At 64.0% G+C, this 19,177-nt stretch carries 16 protein-coding genes and 1 pseudogene; 16 read left to right on the top strand and 1 reads right to left on the bottom strand.

Going from position 1 to position 19,177, the window contains the following annotated elements; all coding sequences use genetic code 11:
• The 7 genes and pseudogenes from narI (at position 1) to HQ843_RS11715 (ending at position 3,862) form a co-directional block, all read left to right on the top strand.
• On the top strand, positions 1-720 hold the full coding sequence (gene narI, locus HQ843_RS11685) for a respiratory nitrate reductase subunit gamma (RefSeq protein ID WP_180898155.1): 720 nt from the start codon (positions 1-3) through the stop codon (positions 718-720).
• A 6-nt stretch (positions 721-726) separates the two neighbouring features.
• On the top strand, positions 727-1,632 hold the full coding sequence (locus HQ843_RS11690) for a peptidylprolyl isomerase (protein WP_180898154.1): 906 nt from the start codon (positions 727-729) through the stop codon (positions 1,630-1,632).
• Between the two features lie 10 nt (positions 1,633-1,642).
• A complete protein-coding gene (locus HQ843_RS11695; protein WP_180898153.1) occupies positions 1,643-2,209 on the top strand; it encodes a DUF2478 domain-containing protein in 567 nt (188 codons plus the stop codon).
• Positions 2,199-2,426: pseudogene (locus HQ843_RS11700) on the top strand (GTP 3',8-cyclase MoaA); the annotation flags it as partial. The gene HQ843_RS11695 and the pseudogene HQ843_RS11700, both read left to right, overlap by 11 nt.
• A gap of 74 nt (positions 2,427-2,500) precedes the next feature.
• Positions 2,501-3,022 carry a molybdopterin adenylyltransferase gene (gene mog / locus HQ843_RS11705; protein WP_180898152.1) on the top strand — a complete coding sequence of 174 codons (522 nt, stop codon included), beginning with the start codon at positions 2,501-2,503 and terminating at the stop codon, positions 3,020-3,022.
• Between the two features lie 49 nt (positions 3,023-3,071).
• Entirely contained in the window at positions 3,072-3,575 is a 504-nt protein-coding gene (locus HQ843_RS11710; RefSeq protein WP_180898151.1) for a group III truncated hemoglobin, read from the top strand.
• The gene (locus HQ843_RS11715; protein WP_180898150.1) at positions 3,572-3,862 is read left to right on the top strand and encodes a DUF6522 family protein; all 291 of its coding nucleotides are present in this window, start codon (positions 3,572-3,574) and stop codon (positions 3,860-3,862) included. The genes HQ843_RS11710 and HQ843_RS11715 overlap by 4 nt, the downstream gene beginning before the upstream one ends.
• 5 nt (positions 3,863-3,867) lie before the next feature.
• Here the strand turns inward: HQ843_RS11715 and HQ843_RS30030 are convergent, their stop codons facing one another.
• Entirely contained in the window at positions 3,868-4,395 is a 528-nt protein-coding gene (locus HQ843_RS30030; RefSeq protein ID WP_180898149.1) for a DUF488 domain-containing protein, read from the bottom strand.
• 301 nt (positions 4,396-4,696) lie between these two features.
• On the opposite strand from HQ843_RS30030, the gene HQ843_RS11725 reads away from it, so the two are divergent.
• From HQ843_RS11725 to cysG, 9 genes are all read left to right on the top strand, one after another.
• Complete coding sequence (locus HQ843_RS11725) at positions 4,697-8,449, top strand: bifunctional nitrate reductase/sulfite reductase flavoprotein subunit alpha (protein ID WP_180898148.1); 3,753 nt, start codon at positions 4,697-4,699, stop codon at positions 8,447-8,449.
• 29 nt (positions 8,450-8,478) lie between these two features.
• Positions 8,479-9,069, top strand: a complete 591-nt coding sequence (locus HQ843_RS11730; protein WP_180898147.1) for an ANTAR domain-containing response regulator — start codon at positions 8,479-8,481, stop codon at positions 9,067-9,069.
• Positions 9,070-9,071: 2 nt separating this feature from the next.
• A complete protein-coding gene (locus HQ843_RS11735) occupies positions 9,072-10,292 on the top strand; it encodes a CmpA/NrtA family ABC transporter substrate-binding protein (protein WP_180898146.1) in 1,221 nt (406 codons plus the stop codon).
• Positions 10,293-10,551: 259 nt separating this feature from the next.
• On the top strand, positions 10,552-11,925 hold the full coding sequence (locus tag HQ843_RS11740) for a CmpA/NrtA family ABC transporter substrate-binding protein (protein ID WP_180898145.1): 1,374 nt from the start codon (positions 10,552-10,554) through the stop codon (positions 11,923-11,925).
• Between the two features lie 40 nt (positions 11,926-11,965).
• Positions 11,966-13,042 (top strand): ABC transporter permease, encoded by a 1,077-nt coding sequence (locus HQ843_RS11745; protein WP_180898144.1) that lies wholly within the window; start codon positions 11,966-11,968, stop codon positions 13,040-13,042.
• A gap of 7 nt (positions 13,043-13,049) precedes the next feature.
• Positions 13,050-14,816 (top strand): ABC transporter ATP-binding protein, encoded by a 1,767-nt coding sequence (locus HQ843_RS11750; protein WP_180898143.1) that lies wholly within the window; start codon positions 13,050-13,052, stop codon positions 14,814-14,816.
• 5 nt (positions 14,817-14,821) lie between these two features.
• On the top strand, positions 14,822-17,269 hold the full coding sequence (gene nirB / locus HQ843_RS11755; RefSeq protein ID WP_180898142.1) for a nitrite reductase large subunit NirB: 2,448 nt from the start codon (positions 14,822-14,824) through the stop codon (positions 17,267-17,269).
• Between the two features lie 10 nt (positions 17,270-17,279).
• Entirely contained in the window at positions 17,280-17,615 is a 336-nt protein-coding gene (gene nirD / locus HQ843_RS11760; protein WP_180898141.1) for a nitrite reductase small subunit NirD, read from the top strand.
• 11 nt (positions 17,616-17,626) lie between these two features.
• Positions 17,627-19,108: a siroheme synthase CysG gene (cysG, locus tag HQ843_RS11765; protein ID WP_246710354.1), complete on the top strand. Its 1,482-nt coding sequence runs from the start codon at positions 17,627-17,629 to the stop codon at positions 19,106-19,108.
• Positions 19,109-19,177 lie beyond the last annotated feature (69 nt).

Here is a 19,177-nt window from a genome sequence, read left to right on the forward strand (position 1 = left end):
ATGTCAGCCTATCTCAACACTCTGGTTTTCGGCATCTATCCCTATATCGCGCTCACGGTGCTGATCCTCGGTTCGGTCATCCGCTATGACCGCGACCCGTATTCGTGGCGCTCGGGCTCCAGCCAGTTGCTGCGCAGAAAGCAGCTTATCTGGGGCTCTGTGCTGTTTCACGTCGGCGTGCTGGTGATTTTCGCCGGCCACGTCGTCGGGCTTTTGACGCCGATCTGGGTCTTCGACACGCTCGGCATCGGGCACGGGGCCAAGCAGTTGCTGGCCGTTGTCGCCGGCGGCATTGCCGGGGTGATGGGCATTGCCGGCGCCAGCCTGCTGGTCCATCGCCGCCTGTTCGACGCGCGCGTGCGCGCATCGTCGACTTTCAGCGACACGATGATCATCATCCTGCTCTGGCTGCAACTGCTGCTCGGCCTTGGTACGATCCCGGTGTCGCTCTATCATCTCGACGGCCATGAAATGGTGAAATTCATGAGCTGGGCGCAGGGGATATTCACCTTCAACTTCGCGGCATCGTCCTACGTCGCCGATGCCGCGTGGATATTCAAGGCGCATATCTTCCTCGGCCTCACCATATTGCTGCTGTTCCCCTTCACCCGGCTGGTGCACATGCTGAGCGTTCCGGTGCGCTACATCTGGCGACCCGGCTATCAGGTCGCCCGCCAGAAGGGCGACGGATCACGCATCAACGGCAAACCGGCGGAGTGACGGACAATGGTAAACCTTTTCACACCATCACAGCCGAAGACGTCCGGCGCTGGATCCGAGCCCGGCAGCGGCTATCAGGCCGTCGACACGAAGATACCGCCCAAGGCGCGGCCGGTGTTTTCCGAAATCTCCGTCAACGGGGTTGCGATCGCCGAAAGCGCCATCCTGGCCGAGGCCCAGAACCACCCGGCCGATAATCCCGGAGCAGCCCTGAAGGCCGCCGCCGAAGCGCTCGTCATCCGCGAGCTTCTGCTGCAGAAGGCAGCCGAGCAGCAGGTGACCGGCGCGCCGGAAAGGACCGCCGACGGCAGAAACGAAACCGCCGAGGATGCGCAGATCCGGGCGCTGATCGAGATGGCGGTCGATGCGCCCTCGGCCGATGAGGTCGAATGCCGCCGGTTTTATGAGAACAACCGGAGCCGTTTCCGCTCGGAGCCGATTTTCGAGGCCAGCCATATCCTGCTTGCCGCAAACCCGGCCGACGAAGCGGCCCGGCGGCAGGCACGCGCTGAAGCCGAACAGATGATCTCGGGCCTTGAAGCCGGCGCGGTTGGCTTCGGCGAACTGGCGCGCGCGCGTTCGGCCTGTCCTTCGGCGGAACATGGCGGCAATCTCGGTCAGCTTTCGCCGGGCAGCACCGTCCCGGAATTCGAGGCGGTGCTGATGCGGCTGCCTGAAGGCGAGGTGGTCGGTTCACCCGTTGAAACCCGCTACGGCTTCCACATTATCCGCATGGATCGACGGATCGACGGGGAGCAACTGCCGTTCGAGGCGGTCAGGCCTCGCATTGCCGCCTGGCTTGAGGCCTCATCATGGTCAAAGGCTGTTGCGCAGTTCATCGCCGTCCTGGCGGCGGATGCGACCATCGAAGGCATCGAGATCGCCGGCGCTGATGGGCCGCTGGTCCAGTAAGGACAGAAGGATGGAAAACGCACCGCAAGGATATGGCGATTTCGGCAGGCCGCTCGCCTTCATCCCCTTCCGGCAGGACGATGCCGCGGACCGGGTGTTCAGGGAGGTTTCACGCCGGCTCGTCGCGCATGGACTTCGGGTCGAAGGTCTCCTCCAGCATGCCCAAAAGGACGAGGGTCAGTGCTGCGGAGCGGTTGATGTTCAGGACATCGCCACCGGCAGAAGCTGGCAGATCATGCAGGCGCTCGGCCCGAATGCGCGCGGCTGCAGGCTGGATTTCAGCGTACTCTCCGAGGTGGCCGTCTTCGCCGAGGGCCGGCTCCGGACACGGCCGGACATCGTCCTCCTCAGCCGTTTCGGCAAGGCCGAGGCAGGGGGCGGCGGTCTCAGGTCGGTCTTCGAGGCCGCGTTCCTGGCGGGCGTGCCGATGCTGACTTCGGTGAAGGAGGCCTATCTCGATGACTGGTACGCCTTTGCAGGCGAACTGTCGCAGCCCTTGCCGGCCGAGATCGACGCGGTCCTCGACTGGAGCCTCACGGTCATCGGTCGGGCAGAAAGGGATGAGAATGCGGCATGAACGCGCGATAAGGGAGACCGTGACGCGCCCGCTCGTCGACGGTTTCGGCCGGAGGGCGACCTATCTACGGCTTTCGGTGACGGATCGTTGCGACCTGCGCTGTACCTACTGCATGTCGGAGAACATGACGTTTCTGCCGCGCCGCGACATCCTCGATCTCGAGGAGCTTTATCGGCTTTCCCGCATCTTCATCGCGCGCGGTGGCGACAAAACCCGAGGGGCATGCATTTTCGATTACGAACGACCACGTCAATGGCATCGCACGGACGATGTCGGTGCTTGGAGGATGAGATGCTGATTGTCGCACTGACCGTTTCCGACCGCGCCAGCCGGGGCGAATACGAGGACCTGAGCGGCGCCATGATCGAAGGGTGGTTGAAGGAAACCGTGACCTCGCCTTATGATCTGCGCCGGAAAATCATCCCCGACGGGACAGCCTCGGTGGCTGGCGCGCTGGTGGATTTGTGCGACAATGTTCACGCCGATCTCATCCTGACGACCGGCGGCACGGGACCGGCGCCGAGGGATCAGACGCCGGAGGCGATGCAGTCCGTGCTGGAAAAGGAATTGCCGGGCTTCGGCGAACTGATGCGGCGCGTCAGCCTGGAACAGGCGCCGACGGCGATCCTTTCGCGGCAGACAGCCGGCGTGCGCGGACGCAGCCTGATCGTCAACCTGCCGGGCCGGCCCGCTTCGATACGGCTTTGCCTGAACGCGGTCTTTCCGGCGATCCCCTATTGTCTCGACCTGATCGGCGCCGGCCGGATCGAGACGGACTCCGCAAGGATCAAGGCGCATCGCCCCCCGGCCTGAAACCCCGGCCTGAAACCCCGCAAATTCAACACAAAGAGGTTCCAAGACAATGAAAGGTCGTTCCGCACCCGCCCGCATGGTGATCATTGACGGCAAGCCGCTTCCCGATGTTCTGGACGAGGCGATGATCCGGGCCGTGGTGCATGGCTTTTATGACCGGATCCGCGAGGATGCGCTGCTGGGGCCGGTGTTCAGCAGCCGGATCGCCGCCGATGACTGGCCGCGCCACCTTCAGCGGATGTGCGATTTCTGGTCCGCGACGCTGCTGCGCACTTCGCGGTATCAGGGGCGGCCTCTGCCGCCGCATCTTGCGATCCCCGAAATCGAAAAGCGGCATTTTCACCGCTGGCTGCAGCTCTTTGCCGAGACGGTGGAGGCCACCTGCCCGAAAGACGTGGCCGCGCTGTTTCTCGACAGGGCCCTGCGCATTGCCCATTCCTTCCGCCTGGCCATCGGCTTTCATCGCGGCGAGGATACGACCGGGCTGTGCCCGATTGGGCATGCCGATCTTGCCTTGCCGTCCGGCCGGCCAGGAAACGGGGAGGGGGCATGACCGCCGATCAGACCAGTCTTTTCATCGAACGCAACGAGGACGGCGAGTTCGAGATCGGCGCGGAGAGGCTCGCCCGCCGCTTCGGCCTCAGCGTCGACGCGCTGCATGCCATGACCGCGCGCGGGCAGGTGCGGTCCTCGGTGGAAAAGGGCGACGGCGATGACGAAGGACGCTGGCGTCTGTCGTTCCGGATCGGCAATCGCCGCTGGCGCCTGACCGTGCGTGGCGACGGCATGATCGAGGACGACGAGTTCAGCATCGTCCCATCCGGCGGGCGCTCCGTCTGAGAGCCCTATCCGGAACCGTCACCGGCAGGCTTTCGGCATGAACGCCCGCCGGATGCGCCGCGATCAGCCGGCTCGTTATCCGGGGCTCCCTGCCATGCCGGATCCAGCTCATGCAGGAAGCAGGGCGGCGATGACACTTCCATCGGACCATCGTCACAATCCTCCGTCGCATCGTCCGGAGCGGGACTGAGCCTTTCCGCGATGACGGCAGCCAGGACATGGGCGTGGTTGCGATCTCTGTCGCGGGCGCCATAGAGCAGCGTCACGGTTTCTTTCCGGCTGCGCGCGCACAGGTCGTCCAGCGCGGCATTTACCGCCAGTTCGTCGCTATAGCGGCGCTCAAATGCTTCCCAGCGGTCTTCCTGATGGGCGAACCACCGGCGCAATTCGCTGGTGGGCGCGATCTCCTTTGCCCAGAGATCGACAGCGGCCTTGTCCTTCGTGAGGCCGCGCGGCCAGAGGCGATCGACGAGAACCCGAAGGCCGTCGGAGGCGTCGGGCTGGTCATAGATCCGTTTGATCTTCACCGGCATGATGCAGTTCCCTCCTCCTGTTGTTTCGGGTCGCCGCCCGCAATTTGGTCGGCTGCGGCTTGAAAGTCGGCGCGTGTCGGACTATCGTTGACCTATCGATGTCCAATGGCGGGCATTCCATCGCAAAGCTGCGGATCTGAGAATCGTTTCCTTGAAGGGAAGCGCTTCGACGGATGCCGCGGCTTTTTTGTTTTCATTTTAGACAGCGAGGAAAGCCGATGTCACCCCTGCGGGTCATCAATTCTGCTTGTCATCTCCGCTCACCCCTTATCCGCAGCCACCAGAACGGTCGGGGGCGGCGATGGGCGTAGAGACTGTCAAAAGCGTGTGTCCCTATTGCGGCGTCGGCTGCGGCGTTGTGCTCGATGTCGAGGACGGGCGGATCGTCAGGCTGTCAGGCGACAAGGACCATCCGGCCAATCGCGGGCGGCTCTGCACCAAAGGCAAGACCGCCCATGAGGCGATCGCCGCTCCCGGCCGTCTCGAAACCGCGCTTGTCCGGCTGGAAGGGGGCGTTGGGCCGGAGGCCGCCTCCGCCGATGCGGCGATCGTCGAGACCGCCAGGCGCCTGCGCGCCATTGCCGATCGCCACGGGCCGGACGCGGTTGCGCTTTATGTTTCCGGCCAGATGTCGATGGAGGCGCAGTATCTCGCCAACAAGCTCGCCAAGGGGTTTCTGCGCACCCGCCATATCGAATCCAATTCGCGGCTGTGCATGGCGAGCGCCGGCTCCGGCTACAAGCTGTCGCTTGGGGCGGATGCGCCGCCGGGGTCCTACGACGACATCGAGAAGGCCGATCTCTTTCTCGTCATCGGATCGAACATGGCCGACTGTCACCCGATCCTGTTCCTGAGGATGATGGACCGGGTGAGAGAGGGCGCGAAGCTTGTCGTCGTCGATCCGCGCCGGACCGCGACCGCCGAGAAGGCCGACCTTCACCTTGCGCCGAAACCCGGAACCGATCTCGCGCTTCTCAATGGCCTTCTCCACCTGATTGTCGAAGCGGATGGCATCGACCGCGATTTTATCGAGGCCCACACCGAAGGCTGGGCCGGGATGCCGGACTTTCTCGCGGATTATCCGCCGGAACGGGTCGCGGCCATCGCCGGCCTCGAAGTCGAAGATATCAACGCCATGGCGGATATGGTGCTCGCAGCCGGCGAATTCATGACGCTCTGGACCATGGGGCTGAACCAGTCGGTGCAGGGCACGTTCAACACCAATGCGATCTGCAACCTGCATCTGGCGACTGGAAAGGTCTGTCGTCCCGGCAGCGGCCCGTTTTCTCTGACCGGGCAACCGAATGCCATGGGCGGGCGGGAGATGGGCTATATGGGCCCCGGCCTGCCGGGCCAGCGCTCGGCGCTTGTCGAGGGCGACCGGCGCTTCTGCGAAGAGCGCTGGGACCTTGCGCCGGGTACGATCCGCGCCGAGGAAGGAGCCGGCACCATCGCCATGTTCGACGCGATGAAGGACGGGGCGATCAGGGCCGCCTGGATCATCTGCACCAATCCGGTGGCAAGCGTCGCCAACCGCAAGACCGTGACGGCAGCACTTGAACGGGCGGAATTCGTCGTGGTCCAGGATGCCTATGCCGAGACCGAAACCACGCCCTATGCCGATATCCTCCTGCCGGCGGCGGTGTCGTTCGAGGCAGACGGCGTCATGGTCAATTCCGAGCGCAACATGGCGCTCGCATCGGCGGCGGCGAAGGCGCCGGGCGAGGCCCTGCCGGACTGGCAGATCATCGCGAAAGTGGCCTGCGCGATGGGCTATGAACATGCCTTCACCTATGAAAGCGCCGAAGCGGTGTTCGAGGAGATCCGGCAGTTCTCCAATGCCGCGACGGGCTATGACATTTCCGGCGTCTCGCATTCGCGCCTGAGAGAAGGCAGCATGCAGTGGCCGGCCTTCGGGGCCAGCGCAACCGCGCGCAATCCGGTCCGCTATCGCGAGCCTGACGGAGGGTTCAGGTTCGCGACCGAGAGCGGCCGGGCGCGGTTCTGGCCGCGCCCCCATGCCGGGCCGGCGGAGATGCCGGACGATAACTATCCCTTCATCCTCAATACCGGCCGGCTTCAGCACCAGTGGCACACGATGACCAAGACCGGCCGTGTCGCCCGGCTGAACAAGCTCAATCCATCGCCCTTCGTCGAGATCAACCCGGACGATGCGGCTGCGTTGAAGATTGGCGAAAGTGACCGGATCTCGCTGACCTCGCGCCACGGCGAGGCGGTGCTGCCGGCGCTGATCACCGACAGGGTATCGCCGGGCGTGCTGTTCGCGCCGTTCCACTGGAACGATGTTTTCGGCGAGCAACTGGCGGTCAATGCCGTGACCGGCGATGCCGTCGATCCCATTTCGCTCCAGCCGGAATTCAAGGTGACCGCCATCAGGCTTCAGCGCGTCAAGGGGAGGGCGCAAACGCCTGCGGCCGTGGAAAAGGCGATGACGGAGCGCCAGACAGGCCAGCAGCTCTCCGTCTTCTACGCGTCGCAAACCGGCACGGCGGAAATGGTCGCCTCTGATGTGTGCGCGGCGCTTGGCGAGGCGGGATATCGGTCCGCGCTGCGGGCGCTTGACGAAGTCGGACTGGCTGCACTTGATGAGGCCGCAAGCCCGGCGATTTTCGTCGTCAGTACATTCGGCGATGGCGACCCGCCCGATCACGCGGCCGGCTTCTGGTCCGCCTTGTCAACGGCGGGACGGCTCGAGGGGCTGTCCTATGCCGTGATCGCGCTCGGCGACAGTTGCTACGACCAGTTCTGCGGCTTCGGCCGGAAGCTCGACGCACGGCTTGAACATCTCGGCGCCAAACGCCTGGCCCCGTGTCGCACGCTGGATGCGGGCGAGGAGGGGGACGCGGTGGCGGCGGCAGTCTCGGTCCTGTCCGGGACGGGCAGGCCCGCCACGCCGACGAAAGCCGTGGAGGCACGGTCGCCGGAACGCAGGAACGGCGTGCCGGCCACGCTCAGCGTCAACCGGCTTTTGAGCGGGAAGGACAGCGCCAAGGAGGTTCGTCAGTTCGGGTTCCGGATCGAGGAGCCGGTTGCCTATGAGGCGGGCGATGCGCTCTCCATCATGCCGCGCAACTGTCCGGAACTGGTCGATGAAATCCTCGGCTATCTGCAATTGCCGGCCGATACGCCCATTTCCGGCCTGAACGGGCATGATATCGGCATTGGCGAGGCCCTGCGCGACCATTTCGAGATCGCCCAGCCGACGCATGATTTTTTGCAGTGGTGGGCGGGGTATAGCGGCGACGGGGCACTGAGGGCGCTTGTGGGCAAGGCCGACCGGACCGCGCTTGCCGACTGGCTCTGGGGGCGGCAGGTCGCCGATATTCTCGCCACGGCGCCAAAGCCCGCGGACGGGCAGGAATTCTGCGCGCATCTGAAGAAGCTGAAGCCGCGGCTTTATTCGATCGCCTCGAGCCCCAAGGTGAAGCCGGATGAAATCCACCTGACGGTCTCGGTGCTGCGCCATGCCCGCCACGGCCGCAGCCGCAAGGGCGTCGCGTCCTCCTTCCTCGCGGACAGGGCCGGTGCCGCGCCGGTCACGATCTCGGTGAAGAAGCAGGCCCATTTCCGCCCGCCCGCAGATCTTGCGGCTCCAGCGATCATGATCGGGCCGGGCACGGGCATTGCGCCGTTCCGGGCATTCTTGCAGGATCGCGAGGCAGAAGGGGCGACGGGCCCGAACTGGCTGTTCTTCGGCGAGCAAAGCCGTAAAAGCGGGTTCTACTATCGCGACGAGATGGAGCGCTGGCAGAAGAATGGCCTTCTGAGCCGGTTCGATACCGCCTTTTCGCGCGACCAGACGGAGAAGATCTATGTGCAGGACCGCATGGCCGAACAGGGGCGCACGCTCTGGCAATGGCTTCAGGACGGCGCGCATTTCTACGTCTGCGGCGACGCCAGCCGCATGGCGAAGGATGTTGACGCGGCGCTGAAAACTATCGCGGAACGCCATGGCGGGCTTTCGCGCGAGGGGGCCGAGGGTTACGTTAAGTCGCTCGTGAAGGAAAAGCGCTATATGCGTGACGTCTACTGACGTTTGTTGTGGAAGGTCCTGCCTTACTCATGAAAACCAGCGATCTGGCGATCCTTGTCATCGATGAAAATGCGATCCGCGCGGCCATTATCAAGGAAGGCCTGCTCAAGGCCGGCCACGATAATGTGACCGTTGTCGAGGAGCTGGTCGGCGTCGCGCGGACGATCGAGCGTCTTTCGCCCGACGTGATCGTGATCGATCTCGAAAACCCCAATCGCGATATGCTGGAAAGCCTGTTCGTGCTGTCGCGGTCGGTGAAGAAGCCGATCGCCATGTTCGTCGACCGTTCCGATACCGACATGATCCATGCCGCCGTCGATGCCGGGGTTTCCGCCTATGTGGTCGACGGGCTGAAACAGGAGCGGGTGAAGCCGATCCTCGATATGGCGATCTCGCGGTTCAACGCGTTTTCGCGCATGGCGCAGGAGCTGGAGGCGGCGAAAAGCCAGCTCGAAAACCGCAAGGTGGTCGACCGTGCCAAGGCAATGCTGATGAAATCGCGCGGCATGGACGAGGAAACGGCCTACGCGCTGCTCAGGCGCACGGCAATGGACCAGAACCGCAAGATTGTCGACGTGGCGCAAAGCCTGATCATGACGTTCGAGATGCTGGAGAGATAGAGATGCAGGACCTTTCAATCGGATTTGTGCCGCTTCTCGACAGCGCCATCGTGCTGGCGGCCGAGGCCCGGGGCTTCTTCGTCGAGGAGGGGCTGAATGTGCGGCTGACGCGCGAGACCTCCTGGAGCGCGATCCGCGACCGGCTGGCGGTCGGCAATCTTCAGGCCGCCCATATCCTCGCGCCGATGCCGATCGCGGCCAATCTCGGCCTGTTTCCGCTGTCCTCGAAGCTGGTGGCCCCGATCGCCCTTGGCCTTGGCGGCAATGCGGTGACGGTCTCCGTCGCCCTTGGCCGGGCGATGGATGCGGAGGGAGACGAGCACGACCTCGATCCGGCAAGAGCCGGTGCTGCGCTGAAACGCGTGGTCGATGCGCGCAAGGCCAAGGGCCTGCCGCGCCTCAGGTTCGGCGTCGTCTATGTATTTTCCGGGCATAATCTCGAATTGCGCTACTGGCTTGCCGCCAATGGCATCGATCCCGACCGGGATATCGAGATCGTCGTGCTGCCGCCGCCCTTCATGCCGGATGCGGTCGAGGCCGGTCGGATCGACGGCTATTGCGCGGGCGAGCCGTGGAACACGACGGCGGCCCGGCGGGGCGTCGGGCGGATCATCACCGTCAAGGCCAAGATCTGGCGCTCCAGCCCGGAAAAAGTGCTGGCGCTTCCCGCCGATTTCGTCGACGCCCATGAAGACCTAGTCGCGGCCCTTCTGCGCAGCCTCTATCGTGCATCGCGATGGGCGGCGATGCCGGAGAACCACGCGGAGCTGGCCGCGATCCTGTCCGAGCCGCATCACCTCAATGTCGATCGCGCCGTGCTGCAGCCGCTGCTTTCCGGCCGGGTGGCGATCAGCGATACGGCGGAACGGACGGTCGAGGATTTCTTCCTGACCTCCGACAAGGCGGCAACCTTTCCCTGGCAGAGCCATGCGCTGTGGTTCTACAGCCAGATCGTGCGCTGGGGGCTTTGCGATCACTCCACTGACAATGCCGAGATCGCGAAGATGAGCTACCGGCCGGATATCTACCGCAAGGCGCTACAGCCGCTGCACACGCCGCTGCCGGGCGCCAGCCTCAAGGTGGAGGGCGCGCTGAAGGCGCCGACTCCCGTCGGCGCCAGCGCCGGCGGTCTTATCCTCGGCCCGGACGGTTTCTTCGATGGCCGGACCTTCGATCCCGATCAGGTCGACGCCTATATCGCCCGGCAGAAATCCGGCACCTGATTGCACGTTTTTTGATGCTCTTGGTGCGGGCATTTGCCTAATATTTGATCGTTTTTGTAATAGACGTATTTTTTATGCAAAAAATCCGGGGAGTCGCTTGTATGCGGCGACTTTCTGTGTTTCCATAATACCCAAGAATTCGGTGCCCAATGGAGGGCATCAGGCAACGCCGCCAACGCATTCGAGCCAGAACTGGCCCGAGGACCGTTAGGCGGCTTTTTTCGTTTTTCCGATATTCCCGATCCACCTGGAGGACGCCATGCGCCATTTCCTTAGCACTGCCACCATGCTCTGTTCGCTCGCTTTTGCGGGTGCGAGCGCCCATGCCGAAATGCTGTTTCCGGAGAAGGATGAACTGACCATCGGTTTCATCAAGCTGACCGATATGGCGCCGCTGGCGATCGCCAAGGAAATGCACTTCTTCGAGGATGAAGGCCTTTATGTCACGCTGGAAGCGCAGGCGAACTGGAAGGTGCTGCTCGACCGGGTGATCACCGGGGAGCTCGATGGCGCCCACATGCTGGCCGGCCAGCCCTTGGCGGCGACCATCGGTTACGGCACCAAGGCGGATATAGTCACCCCGTTCTCGATGGATCTGAACGGCAATGCCATTACCGTTTCGAACGCGGTCTGGGACCAGATGAAGGAAAACATTCCCGTCGGCGCGGACGGCAGGCCGGAGCACCCGATCAGGGCCGATGCGCTGAAGCCGGTGATCGAGGCCTACGGCGCCGAGGGCAAGTCGTTCAAGATGGGCATGGTCTTCCCGGTTTCCACGCATAATTACGAGCTGCGCTACTGGCTGGCGGCCGGCGGAATCAATCCGGGCTATTATTCGCCGAGCGACGTTTCCGGCCAGATCCAGGCCGACGCGCTTCTGTCCGTCACCCCGCCGCCGCAGATGCCGGCGACGATGGAGGCCGGAACGATCGACGGTTACTGCGTCGGCGAGCCGTGGAACCAGGCCGCGGTGTTCAAGGGCATCGGCGTGCCGGTCGTCACCGATTACGACATCTGGAAGAACAATCCGGAAAAGGTGTTCGGGCTGACGAAGGAATTCACCGAGAAATATCCGCAGACGACGCTCGGCCTGACCAAGGCGCTGATCCGCGCCGCCATCTGGCTCGACGAAAACGACAACGCCAATCGCGAGGAGGCCGTCGAGATCCTGTCGCGGCCGGAATATGTCGGCGCGGATGCCGAGGTGATCGCCAATTCGATGACCGGCACCTTCGAATATGAAAAGGGCGACAAGCGCCCGGCGGCGGATTTCAACGTCTTCTTCCGCCACTTCGCCACCTATCCCTATTATTCCGACGCCGTCTGGTACCTCACCCAGATGCGCCGCTGGGGCCAGATCGCCGAGCCGAAGGATGACGGCTGGTATGCCGAGGTCGCAAGCGAGGTCTACCGTCCGGATGTCTATCTGGAGGCCGCCCGGCTGCTGATCGAGGAGGGCCATGCCACGGAAGCCGACTTCCCGTTCGACACCGACGGCTACAAGCCCGCCACCAGCGAGTTCATCGACGGCGTGACCTATGACGGGCGCCAACCGAACGCCTATCTCGAAAGCTTCCCGATCGGCCTGAAGGGGAACGAGATCGTCGACGGCAACAAGATTGCCGGTCGCTGAGCGCTGCTGAAATCTGGACATATCGGAAGGTAGAGACATCATGACGATCGCGACAGACATGATCGATCCCGAGATTGCGGTGCGGCGTGAACGGCGCATCGCCCGGATCAACCGGGCGGGCAAGGTGCTCGCGCCCTTCGGCCTCGGTTTCCTCGTGCCGCTTTCGAAGCTGGTCGCCGGCGATACCCCGTCAGAACAATGGGCGGACCTGAAGCAGATGCTGCTGGTGCCCCTGATCGGCATCCTGGCGTTTCTGGCGGCCTGGGCGTTCCTGGCGCCGAAGGTCCACACCTCGCTCGGCGCGATCCCCGGCCCGGCGGCGGTCTTCCAGCAGGCCGGGGTCCTGATGAACGATCACTTCGCCGAGCGGCAGAAGGCAGAGGCTTTCTATGAGCGTCAGGACGAGCGCAATCAGGCGCTGATCGCCGAGGGCTATGCCGACCGCGTGAAGGTGCGGCCCTATACCGGCAAGCCCACCTATTTCGACCAGATCCTGACTTCGCTGCTGACGGTCGCGCTCGGCTTTTTCATCGGCACGATCATCGCCGTCCCCGTCGGCATCGCCTGTGGGCTTTCGAAGACCTTCGAGGGGGCGATCAACCCGCTGATCCAGCTTTTCAAGCCGGTTTCGCCGCTGGCCTGGCTGCCGATCGTGACCATGGTGGTCGCGGCACTTTATGAAAGCCAGAACGACTTTCTTCCCAAATCGATGGTGATTTCGGCCATCACGGTCACGCTCTGTTCAATCTGGCCGACGATCATCAACACGGCGCTCGGCGTCGCCTCGATCGACCGCGATCTCGTCAATGTCGGCAAGGTGCTGCAGCTTTCCACCTGGACCACGATCCGCAAACTGGTGCTGCCGTCCGCGCTGCCGCTGATCTTCACCGGCATGCGGCTTTCGCTCGGCGTCGGCTGGATGGTGCTGATCGCAGCCGAGATGCTGGCGCAGAACCCCGGCCTCGGCAAATTCGTCTGGGACGAGTTCCAGAACGGTTCGTCGGATTCGCTCGCCCGCATCATCGTCGCGGTGATCACCATCGGCCTGATCGGCTTCTTCCTCGACCGGGTGATGTTCGCGCTGCAGACGGCCTTCACCTATTCGGCAAACCGGTGAGGAGAGCATGATGTCTACCATTCTTCAGTTGAAAGACGTCAACAAGGGCTTCGGCGAGGGCGCGAAACGGCATGATGTCCTCGCCGACATCTCGCTCGATGTCCGCGAAGGCGAATTCATCGCGATCCTCGGCTTTTCCGGCGCGGGCAAGACGACGCTGATGTCGATGCTCGCCGGCCTCGAAAAACCGGACAGCGGCGAAATCCTGTTTCGCGGCGAGGCGATCGAGGGGCCGTCGCCGAAGCGCGGCATCGTGTTCCAGAACTACGCGTTGATGCCATGGCTTTCGGTGGAGGCCAATGTGCGGCTTGCCGTTGACGCCGTGCATCGGGACAAGCCGGCAAGGGAGCGGGCAGCGCTGGTGAACGCCTATGTCGCCATGGTTGGGCTCAGCCATGCGCGCGACCGCAGGCCGGCGGAGCTTTCCGGCGGCATGCGCCAGCGCGTCTCGGTTGCCCGTGCGCTCGCCATGCAGCCGGACCTGCTGCTGCTCGACGAGCCGTTGTCCGCGCTCGATGCGCTGACCCGCGCCAAGCTTCAGGACGAGCTCGCCGATATCTCGCAGAAAGAGAAGAAAACCATCGTCCTGGTCACCAATGATGTCGACGAGGCCCTGCTTCTGGCAGACCGGATCGTGCCGCTGACGCCAGGCCCCAAGGCCACCTTCGGCCCGTCCTTCGACGTGCGGATCCAGCGCCCGCGCGAGCGCGCCGCGATGAATTCGGACCTGGAGTTCATCCGGCTTCGCTCCGCGATCACCGAATATCTGATGGATGCGGGCCTCGGCGCGAAGCCGGAAGCCGCTCGTGTCGACGCGCTTCCGAATGTCGTTCCGATCTCGATCAGATCGACCTCGAAACCGCTGCCCGCGGCCTACAGGCAGAAGTCGCGGTCGGCGATCGAGAACGGCTATGTCGAGTTTTCGAACGTCACCAAGATCTATCCGACGCCGAAGGGGCCGCTGACGGTCGTCGACGGCTTCGACCTGAAGATGAAGAAGGGCGAGTTCGTTTCGATCATCGGCCATTCGGGCTGCGGGAAATCGACGGTGCTGTCGATGGCGGCGGGGTTGAACCCGATCAATGCCGGGGGCGTGATCCTCGACGGGCGCGAGATTTCCGGCGCGGGTCCGGATCGCGCCGTGGTGTTTCAGGCCCCCTCGCTGATGCCGTGGCTGACGGCCCGCGAGAACGTCGCCCTCGGCGTTGACCGGGTCTATCCCAGGGCAAGCCCGCGCGAGCGCAGGGATGTGGTCGAATATTACCTCGAGCGCGTCGGCCTCGGCGATGCCATGAACCGGCCGGCGGCCGACATGTCGAACGGCATGAAGCAGCGCGTCGGCATTGCCCGCGCCTTCGCGCTTTCGCCGAAACTGCTGCTGCTCGATGAACCCTTCGGCATGCTCGACAGCCTGACGCGCTGGGAATTGCAGGAAGTGCTGATGGAGGTGTGGTCGCGCACCAAGGTGACCGCGATCTGCGTGACCCATGATGTGGACGAGGCGATCCTGCTCGCCGACCGGGTGGTGATGATGTCGAACGGGCCGAATGCGACGATCGGCAACATCATGGAGGTCGACCTGCCGCGTCCGCGCTCGCGAAAAGTCCTGCTCGATCACCCCGATTACTACGCCTACCGCGAAGAACTGCTGGAATTTCTGGAGGCCTATGAGGGTGGGGCATCTCCCGCCGAAGCGCAACTGGCCGCGATCCGGGAAAAGCGCGATCGGCGCATCAGCCGGCAGACCCTCACGAAACACGCTGCTGCGGAGTAGACACCATGGCCCAGAAACTCGTCATCATCGGAAACGGCATGGCGCCCGGGCGGATGCTCGAAGACCTGTTCGAGCGCGCGCCCGGCCTCTATGAGGTCACCATCTTCAACGCCGAACCACGGGTGAACTACGACCGCATCATGCTGTCGCCCGTGCTCTCGGGCGAAAAGACCTATGAGGATATCATCATCCATGGCGATGACTGGTATGAAGCGCATGGCGTGACGCTGCATCGCGGTGCGAAGGTTTCGAAGATCGACCGGGAAGCCAAGACAGTCACCGCCGAAAACGGCATCACCGCGTCCTATGACCGGCTGGTGATCGCGACCGGCTCCGCGCCCTTCATCATTCCCGTCCCCGGTCACGATCTTCCGGGCGTGCTCGCCTATCGCGATCTCGACGATGTCGGCAATATGCTGAAGATTGCAGAGGGGCAGGGCCATGCGGTCGTCATCGGCGGCGGGCTTCTGGGGCTCGAAGCGGCCTATGGGCTGAAGCAGCGCGGCATGAGCGTCACCGTGCTGCATCTGATGGACACGATCATGGAGCGGCAGCTCGATCCGGCCGCTGCCTACCTGCTGGAAAAGGCGCTGGATGATCGCGGCATCGAGGTCATCACCAAGGCGAACACGAAACGCATTCTCGGCGAGGACAGGGTCGAGGGCGTCGAGCTTGAGGATGGCCGCATCATTTCAGCCGATATGGTGGTGATGGCGGTCGGCATCCGTCCGGCGGCGGGGCTTGCGAAGGATGCGGGACTTCTGACCAATCGCGGCATCGTGGTCGATGACGGCATGGCGACCTCTGATCCTGCAATCTTCGCGCTCGGCGAATGCGCCGAGCATCGCGGCACCTGCTACGGGCTGGTCGCCCCACTTTACGAAAGTGCCGCCGCACTCGCCGACCGGCTTGCCGGCGGCTCTGCCGAATACAAGGGCTCCCACGTCAACACCAAGCTGAAAGTCACCGGCATCAAGCTGTTCTCCGCCGGCGATTTCGCCGAGGGGCCGGACCGCGAGGAAGTGGTGTTGCGCGATGCCACGCGCGGCATCTACAAACGCGTCATCCTGCAGGACAACCGCGTGATCGGCGCCGTGCTCTACGGCGATACCGCCGACGGCGCCTGGTATTTCGACATGCTGAAGCGCGGGACCGACGTGTCGGAGATGCGCGAGACGCTGATTTTCGGACAGGCCTATCAGGGCGGCGGTGCCGCCGATCCGGCGGCCGCCGTGGCAGCACTTCCCGATGACGCGGAAATCTGCGGCTGCAACGGCATCTGCAAGGGCAGGATCGTCTCGGCGATCTCCGACAAGGGCCTGACCTCGCTCGATGATGTGCGCGCCCACACCAAGGCGTCGGCCTCGTGCGGCACCTGCACCGGGCTCGTTGAACAGTTGCTGTCGCTGACGCTGGGCGATGCCTATAATCCGGCCGCGGTCCAGCCGGTCTGCGGCTGCACCGATCTCGGCCATGACGATGTCCGCCGGCTGATCCGCGCCAAGGGGCTGAAGACCATTCCCGCCGTGATGCAGGAACTGGAATGGAAAACCTCCTGCGGCTGCGCCAAATGCCGACCGGCGCTGAACTATTACCTCGTCTGCGACTGGCCCGGCGAATATGCCGACGACTATCAGTCGCGGTTCATCAATGAGCGCGTCCACGCCAATATCCAGAAGGACGGCACCTATTCGGTCGTGCCGCGCATGTGGGGCGGGGTCACCTCGTCGAAGGAGCTGCGCGCGATCGCCGATGTGGTCGACAAGTTCGATATCCCGACGGTCAAATGCACCGGCGGCCAGCGCATCGACATGCTCGGCATCAAGAAGGAGGACCTGCCGGCGGTCTGGGCCGATCTCGGCAAGGCCGGCTTCGTCTCGGGCCAGGCCTATGCCAAGGGGCTGCGCACCGTCAAAACCTGTGTCGGCAATGACTGGTGCCGTTTCGGCACCCAGGATTCCACCGGGCTCGGCATCCGGCTTGAGAAATTCATGTGGGGCTCGTGGACGCCGGCCAAGCTGAAACTCGCCGTCTCCGGTTGTCCGCGCAACTGCGCCGAGGCGACCTGCAAGGATATCGGCGTGATCTGCGTCGATTCGGGCTTCGAGATCCACTTCGCAGGAGCCGCCGGTCTGGAAATCCGCGGCACGGATGTACTCGGCATGGTGAAGACCGAGGACGAGGCGCTCGAACATATCGTGGCGCTGACCCAGATGTATCGCGAACAGGGCCGCTATCTGGAGCGCATCTACAAATGGGCGAAGCGCATCGGCCATGACGAGGTCCGCGCCCAGATCATGGACAATGCCGAAAAGCGCAAGGCCTATTTCGACCGCTTCGTCGAAAGCCAGAAATATGCCCAGGTCGATCCGTGGTCCGAGCGTGTCTCCGGCAAGGACAAGCACGAATTCAAGCCGATGGCCGTGGTCGGGCATCACGAAGCGGCGGAGTGAGGAGCCCATCATGAGCAATGACTTTATCGCCATCGGCCATATCGAGGACATCCCGAAGCGCGGCGCGCGCTGCGTGAACACGGCCTTCGGGCGGATCGCGGTGTTCCGCACCGCCGAGGACGAGGTCTTCGCCATCGACGACCGTTGCCCGCACAAGGGCGGCCCGTTGTCCGAGGGCATGGTGCACGGAAAGGCGGTAACCTGCCCGCTGCATAATGTCGTGATTTCGCTGGAAAGCGGCGCGGCGCTCGGCGTGGACGAGGGCGAGGTGCAGACCTATCCGGTGCGGGTGGAGGACGGCCGGCTGTTGATCGCGCTTTCCGCCCTGCCGCTCGCGGCGGAATAGGGAGGCGGATCATGGCTGCCGGAGGCTCAAAAACACCCGCGCGCATGGAGGCACTTGCCGTCCTGCCGCTGTTTTTCCGCCTGAAAGGCAGGCCGGTATTGGTCGCAGGCGCGAGCGAGGCCGCCGCCTGGAAGACGGAGCTGCTGGCGGCCGCCGGCGCCGATGTGACGGTGTATCTTGGTGGCGGGCCTGCCTGCGATGAATTGCTGGCGCTTGAGGCCGGCGGCAGGATCAGCGTTCGTGCCGGAGGCTGGCAGGCGGCGGATTGGCGTGAGGCCGGTCTGGCGCTGGCGGACTGCGACGGCGAGGACGAAGCGGAAGCTTTCGCCGCGCGGGCGAAAGCCGAGGGCGTGCCCTGCAACGTGATCGACAAGCCGGCCCATTGCAGCTTCCAGTTCGGCGCCATCGTCAACCGTTCGCCGGTCGTGGTCGGCATTTCCACCGATGGCGCGGCGCCCATACTGGGCCAGGCGATCCGGCGGCGGATCGAGACGCTGCTGCCGAAGGCGCTTGCCGAATGGGCGGGCCTTGCCGCTTCTCTGCGCGATTTGGTCGGCGCCAGGCTGAAACCGGGTGGCCCGCGCCGCGCCTTCTGGGAGCATTTCGCCGACCTCAGCTTTGCCGGGCAGTCCGGACCCGATGAAGGCGCAGCGGAGCGCATTCTCGCAACGGCGGAGACGATCGCGAAGACGCCCCGGACCGGCAGCGTTACGCTTGTCGGCGCCGGGCCGGGTGATCCCGAGCTTCTGACGCTCAAGGCCATGCGGGCGCTGCAATCGGCCGATGTGATCCTGTTCGACGACCTTGTCTCGCCGGAAATCCTTGAGCTTGCGCGCCGCGAGGCCAGGCGCATGCTGGTGGGAAAACGCGGCGGGCGGACGAGTTGCCGGCAGGAGGACATCAACCGGATGATGCTCGATCTGGCGCGGGCGGGACGGCGCGTGGTGCGGCTGAAATCAGGGGATCCCTCGATCTTTGGGCGTTCCGGCGAGGAAATCGCCGCTTTGAAGGAAGCGGGCATTCCGGTCTCTGTCATTCCGGGCATCACCGCCGCGAGCGCGCTGGCCGCGGGAACCAACACGTCGCTCACCCACCGCGATTGTGCCCAGTCGGTCCGTTTCGTCACCGGGCACTCGAAGAAAGGCGCATTGCCGGACGATGTCGACTGGCGCGCCATCGCCGACCCGAAGACGACGACGATGTTTTACATGGGCGGACGCACGGCCAACGAGATCAGCAACAGGCTGATGGCCGAAGGCCTCGCGCCCGAAACGCCGATCCTGATCGCCTCCAATATCAGCCGCCCGGAGGAGAAGCGCTGGCACGGCACGCTCGCAAGCCTTGGCAGCGGCATGGCTGAAATCGGCTACGACAACCCGGTCCTGTTCGGCGTAGGCCGGGTTTTCGCAAAGGCGGATGCGGCGACTGAGAGGCAGGCTTTCCAGCCGGGTTATCTCAAGGAAACACAGGCTTTGCCCGCGACGGCCTGGTAGGTCGTCGCTAGCGTCGGGCGAAAAAGCGGTATCCGGTTTTTCGTTAACCCGACGGTCAAAACAAAGAAT

The sequence above is a fragment of the Martelella sp. NC20 genome (assembly GCF_013459645.1).
In the GTDB taxonomy this organism is placed as follows: Bacteria; Pseudomonadota; Alphaproteobacteria; order Rhizobiales; family Rhizobiaceae; genus Martelella.